Source organism: Streptomyces sp. NPDC006283, from assembly GCF_040613325.1.
Lineage (GTDB): Bacteria > Actinomycetota > Actinomycetes > Streptomycetales > Streptomycetaceae > Streptomyces.
On sequence record NZ_JBEXRZ010000062.1, the window covers coordinates 1 to 12,225 of the forward strand.

Annotated in this window: 12 protein-coding genes; 9 read left to right on the plus strand and 3 right to left on the minus strand. The window is 70.1% G+C overall.

The window, feature by feature from the left end; genetic code table 11:
- Window positions 1-172: 172 nt before the first annotated feature.
- Window positions 173-2,266: an FUSC family protein gene (locus ABZ070_RS15550; RefSeq protein WP_356633951.1), complete on the plus strand. Its 2,094-nt coding sequence runs from the start codon at window positions 173-175 to the stop codon at window positions 2,264-2,266.
- 71 nt (window positions 2,267-2,337) lie between these two features.
- Here ABZ070_RS15550 and ABZ070_RS15555 read toward each other — a convergent pair whose 3' ends face one another.
- A complete protein-coding gene (locus ABZ070_RS15555) occupies window positions 2,338-2,823 on the minus strand; it encodes a hypothetical protein (protein WP_356633953.1) in 486 nt (161 codons plus the stop codon).
- Between the two features lie 336 nt (window positions 2,824-3,159).
- On the opposite strand from ABZ070_RS15555, the gene ABZ070_RS15560 reads away from it, so the two are divergent.
- Window positions 3,160-3,396, plus strand: coding sequence for a DUF397 domain-containing protein (locus tag ABZ070_RS15560; RefSeq protein WP_356633955.1), 237 nt, complete (start codon window positions 3,160-3,162; stop codon window positions 3,394-3,396).
- Window positions 3,397-3,461: 65 nt separating this feature from the next.
- Here the strand turns inward: ABZ070_RS15560 and ABZ070_RS15565 are convergent, their stop codons facing one another.
- Complete coding sequence (locus tag ABZ070_RS15565; RefSeq protein ID WP_356633957.1) at window positions 3,462-3,956, minus strand: ATP-binding protein; 495 nt, start codon at window positions 3,954-3,956, stop codon at window positions 3,462-3,464.
- 313 nt (window positions 3,957-4,269) lie between these two features.
- On the opposite strand from ABZ070_RS15565, the gene ABZ070_RS15570 reads away from it, so the two are divergent.
- From ABZ070_RS15570 to ABZ070_RS15595, 6 genes are all read left to right on the plus strand, one after another.
- The gene (locus ABZ070_RS15570; RefSeq protein ID WP_356633959.1) at window positions 4,270-5,190 is read left to right on the plus strand and encodes a helix-turn-helix transcriptional regulator; all 921 of its coding nucleotides are present in this window, start codon (window positions 4,270-4,272) and stop codon (window positions 5,188-5,190) included.
- Window positions 5,191-5,252: 62 nt separating this feature from the next.
- Window positions 5,253-6,710, plus strand: coding sequence for an aldehyde dehydrogenase family protein (locus ABZ070_RS15575; RefSeq protein WP_356633961.1), 1,458 nt, complete (start codon window positions 5,253-5,255; stop codon window positions 6,708-6,710).
- Between the two features lie 113 nt (window positions 6,711-6,823).
- Complete coding sequence (locus ABZ070_RS15580) at window positions 6,824-7,375, plus strand: DinB family protein (protein ID WP_356633963.1); 552 nt, start codon at window positions 6,824-6,826, stop codon at window positions 7,373-7,375.
- Between the two features lie 51 nt (window positions 7,376-7,426).
- Window positions 7,427-8,068, plus strand: coding sequence for a PadR family transcriptional regulator (locus ABZ070_RS15585; RefSeq protein ID WP_356633965.1), 642 nt, complete (start codon window positions 7,427-7,429; stop codon window positions 8,066-8,068).
- 85 nt (window positions 8,069-8,153) lie between these two features.
- Window positions 8,154-9,083, plus strand: coding sequence for an ATP-binding cassette domain-containing protein (locus ABZ070_RS15590; protein ID WP_356633967.1), 930 nt, complete (start codon window positions 8,154-8,156; stop codon window positions 9,081-9,083).
- Window positions 9,080-9,859 carry an ABC transporter permease gene (locus ABZ070_RS15595; protein WP_356633969.1) on the plus strand — a complete coding sequence of 260 codons (780 nt, stop codon included), beginning with the start codon at window positions 9,080-9,082 and terminating at the stop codon, window positions 9,857-9,859. Before ABZ070_RS15590 ends, ABZ070_RS15595 begins: the two co-directional genes overlap by 4 nt.
- A gap of 52 nt (window positions 9,860-9,911) precedes the next feature.
- Here the strand turns inward: ABZ070_RS15595 and ABZ070_RS15600 are convergent, their stop codons facing one another.
- A complete protein-coding gene (locus tag ABZ070_RS15600; protein WP_356633971.1) occupies window positions 9,912-11,336 on the minus strand; it encodes a glutamate decarboxylase in 1,425 nt (474 codons plus the stop codon).
- An 86-nt stretch (window positions 11,337-11,422) separates the two neighbouring features.
- Here ABZ070_RS15600 and ABZ070_RS15605 point away from each other — a divergent pair, with 86 nt between their 5' ends.
- Window positions 11,423-12,181: a MerR family transcriptional regulator gene (locus ABZ070_RS15605; protein WP_356633973.1), complete on the plus strand. Its 759-nt coding sequence runs from the start codon at window positions 11,423-11,425 to the stop codon at window positions 12,179-12,181.
- Window positions 12,182-12,225: the final 44 nt, after the last annotated feature.

Sequence of the window (12,225 nt, forward strand, 5' to 3'; positions counted from 1 at the left end):
GTCCTCGTCGCCGAGCCCCTGCTCGGTGGCACGGGCGTGGGTCTGTGCGGCTGCGGCGGTGAGCGGAAGGTGCAGGGCTCCGGAGCCTGCCGGAGCGTGTGCCCCGTGCCGCGGGCCGAACCGGCCTCCGCGTCCCGGCGAAATGTCCCTGGAGGCCGTTACGCTCGGGCCCATGAGCTGGCTGCGGGCGCTGAAGGACACCGCGCGCTCGGGGCTGAAGATCGAGCGGCAGCGGCTGGAGCCCCTCATCGCCGTCCGGGGCGCGGCCGGGCTCGCGCTCGTCGTCGGCGTCGCCCTCGCCCTTTTCGGGCCCGCGGTCGCCGTCAGTTCCGCCTTCGGCGCGTTCCAGGCCGCCATCGCGACCTTCCAGCGCAGCTGGCGGCCGAGGCCCGTCCTCGCGCTTCTCTCGGGGGCGACTCTCGCCGTCTCCACCTTCCTCGGCTATCTCACCGGCACGCACACCGGCCTGTTCGTCGCGCTGCTCACCCTGTGGACCTTCCTCGGCGGTCTCGCCTGGGCCCTCGGCCCCACCGTCGGGATCATGGCGTCGTCCAACGTGGCCATCATGCTGGTGACCGTCACCCTGCCCACCTCGGTCGCCGCCGCCGCGGGTCACGCCGCCATGATCGCCGTCGGCGGTGTGGTGCAGGCAGCCCTCATCGTGCTGTTTCCGGTACGCCGCTGGGGCGCGCAGCGCGACGCGCTCGCCGACGCGCTCGCCGCGGAGGCCGACTACGCGCGCAGGCTGCGGGACGACCCGACCGCTGCCTTCGACCCGGCTCCTCTGATGCACGCCCGCAGCGCCGCCGCCGTCACGCCGCGAGAGGCCCGACGCCGTCCGGCCGAGCTGCACGGCGCGCGTGGAGTCGCCGAGCGCATCAGACCCGTGCTCGCGTCCCTCGCCGATCCGGCCGTGGGCGCCCCGGCAGAGGGGCCCGCCCGCGACCGGGTGCGGGAACTTCTCCACGCCGCCGGGACCGTGCTCGACGCCGCCGCCCGCGCCGTACGCCATGGGGAAGCGGTGCAGGTGCCGCCCGCCGCGGTCGCCGCGCTCCGGACGCCCGACACGGGGGCGATCCTCTCCGGGCCGCCGCGCCGTGCCGCCGTGCGGCTGACGGCGCTGCTCGACGACGTCGTCGAAACGGTACGCGGGACGGGCGCCGTGGAACCCGACCACCGCACGCGCCAGGGGCTGCTGCGGCTCCTCCCCGCCGCCCTGCGCGCGGTGCGCGCCGAACTGCGCCCGGACTCCCCGGTCCTGCGGCACGCCGTCCGCTCGTCGACGGTCGCGGCCACCGGCTACCTGCTCGGGAGCGTGCTGCCGCTCGGTCACGGCTACTGGGCGCCGCTGACGGCGGTGATGGTCATGCGGCCCGACTTCTCGCAGACCTACTCCCGTTCCGTGGCCCGCTTCTGCGGCACGCTCGTCGGTGTGGGCGTGGCCACGGCCGTGGTCCGCGCGGCCGACCCGGGCACGTACCTGTCCGCCGCGGTCGCCGTGCTCTGCGCCTTCGGCATGTTCCTCGTCATGCGCACCGGCTACGCCGCGGCCAGCGTCTTCATTTCCGCGTATGTGGTCTTCCTGCTCGGCACGGGCGGCGAGGAGTGGGACCAGACCGTTCCCGAGCGTGTGCTGCTCACTCTGATCGGCGGGCTGCTCGCGATGCTCGCCTACGCCGTCTACCCCGCCTGGGAGACGCCGCGCCTGCACCACCGGCTCGCCGACTGGCTGGTCGCGAACGGCCGTTACGCCGCCGCGGTCCTCGACCGCTACGCCGACCCCGAGGACACCGCCGACGTACGCCAGGCTCTGCTCGCCGCGCGGGACACCCGGATCGCCTGGCGGGAGGCGCTGACGAAGGCCAGGGACGAACCCGTGCGTGCCCGGACCCTGACCCGCGACACGGCCGAGGCGGCGGGCGAGGCGCTCGCCCAGGCCGGGAGGGTCGCGATGCTCATCGAGGCTCATCTGCCCGAGCACGGTCCGGGGCAGGGAGCCGACCCGGTGCCCGCTGCCGCCGCGCTCGCGGAAGTGCTGCGCCACGCGACACAGGAGGCGGCGGAGGCGGTACGGGAGTACCGGGTGCCGGACTGGGGACCGGTCCACGAGGTCGTCGACCGCTGGGGCACGAAAGAGGTGTCCGACGCGGTGCTGCGCGGCAGCGCGGTGCAGCTCCTCACCATGCTGGACGACTTGAGTGACGCCCTGGCGAGGGCCACGGACGGTGAAGGGCCGCGGACCCGTGACGGATCCGCGGCCCGCTGACGCACGGCAGGACGTGCGGCGCGCTGACGTACGGCACGGCGCTCGCGGCCCGGCGCGTTGCGCTGCCCCGGTCAGGGAACCTGGAACTCCGTCGGGAGGCCGGTCGGCAGACCGTCGGGCAGCTCACCCGTCTCGCTCTTCTTGAGCGTGTCCTTCTTGCCGGCGTCCCACGAAATGACCAGTGTCGTGCCGTCGTTCGACTCGATCGAGCCCATCGTGCGGTCGGTGTTCCCGTCCGCGCACTTGAGCGCCAGCATCTGCTCGCCCATGTCCTGCACCTCGCCGGTGCAGGCATGGCCGTCGGCGACGATCGCGGCGGTCGAGTCCTTGACGGAGAGGGCGACCGGCTTCCCGTCGCTCACTCCCGTCCAGGTGCCCTCGATGTCGCGGGGCCTGCCGCCCCCGCTGCCGGCGTCGCCGCCCGCCTCGGTGGGCGAGGCCGTCGCCTTGTCCTTGTCCTTGCCGGCGTCGTCACTGTCGCCGCTGCCGCAGCCGGTGAGCGCGAGGGCGGCGACGAAACCCGCCGCGACGGCCGCCGTACGTACGAGCTTGAGCACTGGTCAGTCCCCCTGATCGGTAGCAAGACCGCGCCAAGCTACCAGGAGGTCCGACGCGTCCCCCGCCGCTCCGAAGCGTGCAAGCAGTGCTCCTTCTCGCCCCGTTGAACGGACGGGCCCCGCTCCTGCGTATCCAGAAGCCGGGCCGGAAGATACACGGGGGACGGCACCGATCGCCGGGCCAGGACGTCTATCCGTCCGGAGGCGCAGCTGTAACCGCGGCAACACCCGCCGTGCACGTGCATCTGCTCGTGCAGACGTTCCATGCATTGGCATATGAACACAGCTATGATCCGGGATAGTTGACACCTGCACCTTGCACCTCGGGAGCGACTTGTGCACCACGTGTACAACGGCATGGCGGCCACGGAGCTTCAGGGGGTCGTCTGGCAGAAGAGCAGGCACAGCAACTCGCAGGGCTCCTGCGTGGAGTTCGCCAAGCTGCCGGGCGGCGATGTCGCGATGCGCAACTCGCGGCACCCGGAAGGGCCGGCGCTCGTCTATACGCCGGCGGAGATAGAGGCGCTGTTGCTGGGCGTCAAGGACGGCGAGTTCGACCATCTTGTTGCGTGAGGCGGGAGGTCGAAACCGCGGCCGCGGCTCCCGCCGGCTGGACCGGCATGATCCGAGGGGAGGCCCTAGCCCAGGCGGAACAGCGCCCAGACCACCTTGCCCCGCAGGGTCCCGGCGAGCGGGTGCCAGCCCCAGCCGTCGCTGAAGGAGTCGACCAGGAAGAGCCCCCGGCCGGACTCGGCGGAGAAGTCCTCGTCCGACTGCCGTGATCTGGGGCCGTCGTGACTGGGGTCGCGTACCGCGCACACCAGTCGGCCCGTCCATCGCATCAGGTGCAGCCGCACCGGCGGTTCCTTGGCGGGCTCACGCGGGGTGCTGTCGGCCGGCAGGGCGTGCCGCAGGGCGTTGGTGACGAGTTCGGAGACGACCAGCGCGACATCGTCGAAGCGTTCGTCGAGCTCCCACTGGCGGAGTGTGTTCCGGGTGAAGTGCCGTGCTCCGCGCACCGCTTCGTAACGGGCCGGCAGGGCGCAGGAGGCCGAAGTGGAGACGGCCGAGGGGTCGATCGGGGGAAGGCCCTGCCGTAACGGCTCGAGCATGGTCGATCCATTCGGTCCCATGCGAGGCACTCCCGGGAATCGCGGCTGTGACGCTACAACACGAACGAGCACGCAGGTGCGCGGCAACCATGGTTCCGAATGCGTAGGGCAGATGCAAGGGCAGATGCACGTGCACGCGCCGGTCCTGTCCGAACCCGTGCCGTTTCTTGCTCATTTCTTCCGTGAATCTCTTCTCTTTCCTCATCGGCGGCTTCTCGTTTCAGTAACCGGATGAGTACGGGCTGAAGCTTTTGGTGGCAGAATCCGGCTCTTGGGGTTCGGGGGGACCACGAGGCAGCATCGGGCTGGACGAACAGAGCGAAGTGCAGCAGGGATGGGGAGGGCCGAAGTCGTGGCGGCAGGCGAGGCAGCGTTGTCGTGGGGTGACCCCCGCGCCGAGGGTCCGGGCGGAGGTTCGGTGGTGCGGCGCATCCTGTTGGGCTCACAGCTGCGCAGGCTGAGGGAGTCGCGAGGTATCACGCGGGAAGCCGCCGGCTACTCGATCCGTGCGTCCGAATCCAAGATCAGCCGTATGGAGTTGGGCCGGGTGAGCTTCAAGGCGAGGGACGTCGAGGACCTGCTGACGCTCTACGGCGTGTCCGACGACCGCGAGCGCGACTCCCTCCTCGGCCTCGCGAAGGAGGCCAATGTCGCCGGCTGGTGGCACAGCTTCGGCGACGTCCTGCCCGGCTGGTTCCAGACCTACATCGGCCTCGAGGGCGCCGCCTCGCTCATCCGTATCTACGAAGTGCAGTTCGTGCACGGCCTTCTGCAGACCGAGGCGTATGCGCACGCCGTCGTCACCCGCGGCATGCCCGACGCGCCCCCGGCGGAGATCGACCGCCGCGTCGCGCTGCGGCTGGAACGGCAGAAGACCCTTGTCTCCGAACACTCCCCGCGGCTGCACGTCGTGCTGGACGAGGCCGCGCTGCGCCGCCCGTACGGCGACCGTGCCGTGATGCAGGCCCAGTTGCGCCATCTGATCGAGGTCTCGGAGCACCCGAACGTCACCTTGCAGGTGATGCCCTTCAGCTTCGGTGGTCACGCGGGCGAGAGCGGTGCGTTCACCATGCTGCGCTTCCCGGAGTCGGACCTCTCCGACATCGTCTATCTCGAGCAACTGACCAGTGCCCTGTACCTCGACAAGCGCGAGGAGGTCGCGCAGTACGAGCGGGTGCTGGAGCGGCTGACGGAGGACAGCCCCGATCCGGCCGAAACCCGCGATCTTCTCCGTGGACTGCTCCAACTCATTTGAAACATAAGTACGATGACGCCACATCAGACGTTCGTGCTCATGCCTCTGGAGTAAGGGATCACATGTCCTTCTTCACCGATCTGGCCCTGCAGTACATAGACGGCGAGTGGAGGCCCGGCAGCGGTTCCTGGGACATCATCGACTTCAATCCGTACGACGGGGAGAAGCTCGCCTCCATCGCGGTGGCCACGGCGGACGAGGTGGACCTGGCCTACCGTGCGGCCGACCGCGCGCAGCGGGCGTGGGCAGAGACCAATCCGTACGCTCGCAGGGCGGTCTTCGAGCGTGCTCTGCGGATCATCGAGGACCGTGAGCAGGAGATCACCGAGGCGATCATCGCGGAGCTCGGCGGGACGCATCTGAAGGCGGCCTTCGAGCTGCACCTCGCCAAGGAGTTCCTGCGCGAGGCGGTCCACCTGGCGCTGCGGCCCGAGGGCCGCATCCTGCCCTCTCCGGTCGACGGCAAGGAGAACCGCGTCTACCGGGTGCCGGTCGGCGTCGTCGGCGTCATCAGCCCCTTCAACTTCCCCTTCCTGTTGTCGCTCAAGTCGGTCGCGCCCGCGCTGGCCCTCGGCAACGCCGTGGTCCTCAAGCCGCACCAGAACACCCCGATCTGCGGCGGCTCCCTGGTGGCGAAGGTCTTCGAGGACGCTGGTCTGCCCGCCGGCCTGCTGAACGTCGTGATCACCGACATAGCCGAGATAGGCGACGCGCTCATCGCGCACCCGATCCCCAAGGCGATCTCCTTCACCGGCTCCGACAAGGTGGGCCGCCACGTGGCCACCGTCTGCGCCGCGAACTTCAAGCACGCGATCCTCGAACTCGGCGGCAACAGCGCGCTGATCGTGCTCGACGACGCCGACATCGACTACGCAGTCGACGCGGCGGTCTTCAGCCGTTACGTGCACCAGGGCCAGGTCTGCATGGCCGCCAACCGCATCCTGGTCGACCGCTCCGTCGAGAAGGAGTTCACCGAGAAGTTCGTCGCCAAGGTGCGGACGCTCAAGGTGGGCGACCCCGCCGACCCGACGACCCATATCGGCCCGCTCATCAACGCCTCCCAGGCCGAGGCGGTCTCGTCGCTGGTGGACCAGACGGTCGAGGCGGGTGCGACGGCGCTGCTGCACGGCGGGGCGGACGGCAATCTGGTCTCCCCCTCGGTGCTGAGCGGACTCTCCGCGGACGCACCGATCCTGTCGCAGGAGATCTTCGGACCGGTGGCCCTGATCGTCCCGTTCGAGGGCGAGGAGGAGGCGGTCCGGATCGCCAACGACACTCCCTACGGCCTGAGCGGCGCCGTGCACACCGGTGACGTGGAGCGCGGTGTGCGGCTCGCGAAGCGCATCGACACCGGGATGATCCACATCAACGACGGGACCGTGCACGACGAGCCGATCGTCCCCTTCGGCGGTGAGAAGCAGTCGGGTCTCGGCCGGCTGAACGGCGACTCGATGATCGATTCGTTCACCAGGCAGAAGTGGATCTCCGTGCAGCACGGGCGCTCGCGGTTCCCGTTCTGAGGAATTCTCCGGACGCCCGGGCCCTTGCGGACAGAACCTGACCGCAAGGGCCCGTAGTTTTCGGGGTGTCGGCAGGAGGGGCGCCAGGCCCCGCGATCCGGAAGGCGGACCCCATGGTCACCCACGTTCCCGCAGAGGCTCACGGCGACGAGCGCGGCGCGCTTCTCTCCTTCGTCGAGGCGCAGCGCGGCGCGATCAGGCGCTCGGTGCTCGGGCTCACCGAGGAGCAGGCGGCGAGCCGGCCGAGCGTGAGCGAGCTGTCCCTGTCCGGACTGCTCAAGCATGTGGCCGAGATGGAGCTGAACTGGCTGCGGCTGGCCCAGCAGCGTCCGAACGAGCGGCAGCGCTCGGAGGAGACCTGGGGCGACAGCTTCCGACTGGTCGGCGACGAGACGATCCCGGGGACGCTGGCCTTCTGGGACACGGTCGCGAAGGAGACCGAGGACTTCATCCGCTCGGTGCCGAGCCTGGACGACACCTTCCCGCTGCCCCCGGCGCCCTGGTTCCCGGCGGACGCGCGGGTTTCGATGCGCTGGCTGATGCTGCACCTGGTCGAGGAGATCGCCCGCCACGCCGGGCATGCGGACGTCGTCCGCGAGTCCCTGGACGGCAAGGGCGCGTTCGATCTTGTCGCGGAGGAGCAGGGCGGCGACTGGGGCGCGTGATGCGCTGCGTACGCTGCGTACCGTAGTCAAGGTTGAGTAGGAGGTACGCAGGTGTCAGCGATCCGGCTTCTGGTCCTGGGAGCCGTGCGCCAGCACGGAAGGGCGCACGGCTACCAGGTCCGCAACGACCTCGAGTACTGGGGCGCGCACGAGTGGTCCAACGCGAAGCCCGGGTCGATCTACCACGCGCTCAAGCAGATGGCGAAGCAGGGACTGCTGCGCGCCCACGAGACCGCCCCCTCCACGGCCGGCGGTCCGCCCCGCACCGAGTACGAGATCACCGAGCAGGGGACCGAGGAGTTCTTCGCGCTGCTCCGCGAGTCATTGACCGCCTACGACCAGAAGATGGACGTGCTCTCGGCCGCGGTCGGCTTCATCGTCGACCTCCCGAGGCAGGAGGCCGTGGCGCTGCTCAAGGAGCGCGTGCGCGGCCTGGAGGAGTGGCGGTCCTCGGTCACCGAGTACTACACGCCGGAGGAGGGGCCCCAGTCGCTGGGGCACATCGGCGAGATCATGCACATGTGGGTCTCCTCCGCGGACTTCGGCGCGGAATGGACCCGCGGTCTGATCCGGCGGATCGAGGACGGGGCGTACACCTTCGCCGGTGAGGGTGAACCATTCGTCGGCGTGCGTGCGGAAGGCGAGGAGAACCCTTACGCGACGGGGGAGCACCACGAAGGGGATCTCGACTAATCAAGTTTGACCAATTGAGGAACGGGCACTACCTTACGGCGGTGGTCAAATTTGACTACTGCGTTCGAGCTGCTGGAGGAGACGGATGACAGACGCGATCGTCGTGGAGGGCGTGCGGAAGCGGTACGGGGACAAGCGTGCGCTGGACGGGCTGGACCTGACGGTCGCCCGCGGCACCGTGCACGGGGTGCTCGGCCCCAACGGCGCGGGCAAGACCACCGCCGTACGCGTCATGGCGACGCTGCTGCGGCACGACGAGGGCGTAGTGCGGGTCGCCGGACACGACGTCCGCAAGGAGGCGGGCGAAGTGCGCCGGCGCATCGGCCTGCTCGGTCAGCACGCGGCGGTGGACGAGGAGCTCGGCGGCCGGCAGAACCTCGAGATGTTCGGCCGGCTGTACCACCTGGGCGCACGGCGGGCGGGCACGCGGGCGGACGAACTCCTCGAACGGTTCGGACTCGCGGACACCGGCCGCAAGGCGGTCAAGCAGTACAGCGGCGGCATGCGCAGAAGGCTGGACCTGGCGGCCTCGCTCATCACCGACCCCGAGGTGCTGTTCCTCGACGAGCCGACGACCGGGCTCGACCCGCGCGGCCGGGCCGAGGTCTGGAACTCGGTGCGCTCGCTCGTCGGCGGAGGCACGACCGTCCTGCTCACCACGCAGTACCTGGAGGAGGCGGACCAGCTGGCCGACCGTATCTCGGTCGTCGACGCCGGCCGGGTGATCGCCGAGGGCACGGCGGACGAGCTCAAGGCCAAGACCGGCGGCGACCGCATCGACGTGGTCCTGCGGGACGCGGACCGGCTCGGTCTCGTCGCCTCCCTGCTGCCCGGCGAAGCGGCCGTCGACGTCGACCGGCGCATGGTCAGCGCCCCGGTGAGCGACCGGATGGCCGCACTGACCGAGACAGTGCGGGCCCTGGAGGCGGCCGGCGTCGAGGCCGAGGACATCTCCGTGCGCCGGCCCACCCTCGACGAGGTCTTCCTCCACCTCACCAAGGAGAACGCGGCATGAGCACCTACGTACTGACCGACTCCTGGACCATGACCCGGCGCGAACTCGCCCACTGGGCACGGCAGCCGGTCCAGGTCGTCGTGAACCTGGTCTTCCCCGTGATGCTCCTCCTGATGTTCGGCTACCTCATCGGCGGCGGCCGGGGCGTGGAAGGCGCGTACGTCGACTTCCTGGTGCCCGGCATGCTGGCGCTGACCATGGCCTTCGGCCTCGAGGCGACCATGCTCGCCGTCACACAGGACCTGAACAAGGGCGTCATCGACCGCTTCAGGTCCATGCCGATGGCGTCCTCGGCGGTGCTCGTCGGGCGCAGCATCGCGGACATGCTCCAGTCGGCGCTCAGTCTCGTGGTCATGATCGGTGTGGGCCACGCCATCGGATGGCGCTGGGGCGGCGGCTTCATGGCGCTGCTCGGAGCCGTGGGGCTGCTCCTCCTGCTGCGCTTCGCGATGCTGTGGGTCGGCATCCACCTGGCGATGGTGGCCGGGAAGCCGGAACTGGTGCAGGCGGTGCAGATCCTGGTCTGGCCGGTGGGCTTCCTGTCCAACGCCTTCGCCACGCCCGACTCGATGCCCGGCTGGCTCGGCGCGGCGGTCGAGTGGAACCCGATCTCGGCGACGGCGACGATGGCCCGCGACCTCTCCGGCATCCCGGAGGCGGCCACGGGCTCCTGGCCGGCGGAGCACGCGCAGCTGTTGGCGGTGGCGTGGCCGCTGCTCCTGGTGGCGGTCTTCTTTCCCTTGGCCGTCGCCCGTTTCCGCCGCCTGGGCCGCTGACGCGCTAGGCACCCGGCCCGGCCCCGAGCACCGCGGGGCCGGGTCCGCGCCGTCAGTGGTGGAACGAGGTCGCTGCCGCCGGGTCCTTGTGCAACGGGCCTGATTGAGCGTGCAGTTCGGGCAGCAGCAGCCGCAGGTCGTCCAGGAGCAGCGCCGCCAGGTCCGCAGAGAATCCGTTGCGGCAGACCACCCGCAGCACGGAGAGATCCTCGCGGTTGGCCGGAAAGGTGTAGGCGGGCACCAGCCAGCCCTTCTCGCGAAGCCGCCGTGACACGTCGAAGACGTCGAAGGACTTCACCTCGGGCGCGGTGGTGAAGGCGAAGACGGGCAACTGGTCCCCACGGGTCAGCAGCCGGAAGCCGTCCAGCTCCTCGATCCGGCCGGCGAGCCCCGTCGCGATGTCCCTGGCGGTCTGCTGGACGGCCCGGTAGCCGTCCCGCCCGAGCCGCAGGAACGTGTAGTACTGCGCCACGACCTGCGCCCCGGGGCGGGAGAAGTTCAGCGCGAACGTCGGCATGTCGCCGCCCAGATAGTTCACGCGGAAGACCAGCTCCTCCGGGAGCTCCTCCGGCGAACGCCACAGCGCCCACCCCACACCCGGGTAGACCAGCCCGTACTTGTGTCCCGAGGTGTTGATCGAGGACACCCGGGGCAGCCGGAAGTCCCAGACCAGGTCCTCGTCGAGGAACGGGGCGATCATCGCCCCCGACGCACCGTCGACGTGCACCGGGATGTCGAACCCGGTGCGCTCCTGGAGGGCGTCCAGCGCGGCGCAGACGTCGGCGACAGGCTCGTAGGACCCGTCGAACGTCGAACCGAGCACCGCCACCACACCGATGGTGTTCTCGTCGCACAGCTCGGCGGCGGCCTGCGGGTCGATGTGGAAGCGATCGCCCTCCATCGGGACCAGCCGGGGCTCGACCTCCCAGAAGTTGCAGAACTTGTCCCAGCAGACCTGGACGTTGACGCCCATCACCAGGTTCGGCCTGGCAGTCCCCGGATAGCGGTCCCCGTTCTTCTTCGCCCACCGGCGCTTCAGCGCCATCCCGGCGAGCATGCAGGCCTCGCTCGACCCGGTGGTCGAGCAGCCCACCGAGGCCGACGGGTCGGGCGCGTGCCACAGGTCGGCGAGCATGGCCACGCACCGGCGCTCCAGCTCGGCGGTGCGCGGGTACTCGTCCTTGTCGATCATGTTCTTGTCCCGGCACTCCGCCATCAGGTCCGCCGCCTGGGGTTCCATCCAGGTGGTCACGAAGGTGGCGAGGTTGAGCCGGGAGTTGCCGTCGAGCATCAGCTCGTCGTGAACCAGCTGATATGCGGTGGGAGGTGGCATCGGGCCGTCCGGCAGCCGGTGTTTCGGCGGCGCCGAGGTCATCTCCGTGACGGGGTCGGCCGACCCGTAGAAGGGGTTGATGGAGAGCCGACGGAGCTCGGGCTCCTGCTCGGCGGAGTCGGACGCGCCCTGGTGGAGTGCCATAGCTCACAGGCTCGTACGGGCTTGCACCTCATGCAACGTGAGGCGTCAGCCTGGGTTGCGTCACACAAGCGAAGGAGCGGAAGGCCATGAGCTACTCCGTCGGACAGGTCGCCCGATTCGCCGGCGTCACGGTGCGCACGCTGCACCACTACGACGAGATCGGGCTGCTCCGGCCGAGCGGCCGCAGCCACTCGGGCCACCGGCGCTACGACGACGGCGACCTCGACCGGCTGCAGCAGATCCTGTTCTACCGGGAGCTCGGCTTTCCGCTCGACGAGGTCGCGGCGCTGCTGGACGACCCGGACGCGGATCCGCAGGAGCACCTGCGGCGCCAGCACGAGCTGCTGTCCGCCCGGATCACCCAGCTCCAGGAGATGGCCGCCGCCGTCGAGAAGGCCATGGAGGCGAGAAAGATGGGCATCAACCTCACGCCCGAGGAGAAGTTCGAGGTTTTCGGGGACTTCGACCCGGACGACTACGCACAGGAGACCGAGGAGCGCTGGGGCGGCACGGAGGCGTACAAGGAGTCGCAGCGCCGCTCCGCCGCCTACACCAAGGAGGACTGGCAGCGGATCCAGCGGGAGGCCGACGAGATCACCCGCCGCTTCGTGGCCCTGATGGAGGCCGGAGAGGAGCCGGCGTCGAAGGCCGCGATGGACGTCGCGGAGGAGCACCGCCAGTGGATCACGCGGAACCACTACACCTGCACGTTCGAGATCCACACCTGCCTGGCCGAGATGTACGTCACGGACGAGCGGTTCACCCGGAACATCGACCAGGCGAAGCCCGGGCTGGCGGCGTACCAGCGGGAAGCAATCCTGGCGAACGCCGTCCGGCACCTGTAGAAGGGCCTGACCGGCAGGGCGCGGCTCGGAAGGTGGACGTGCCC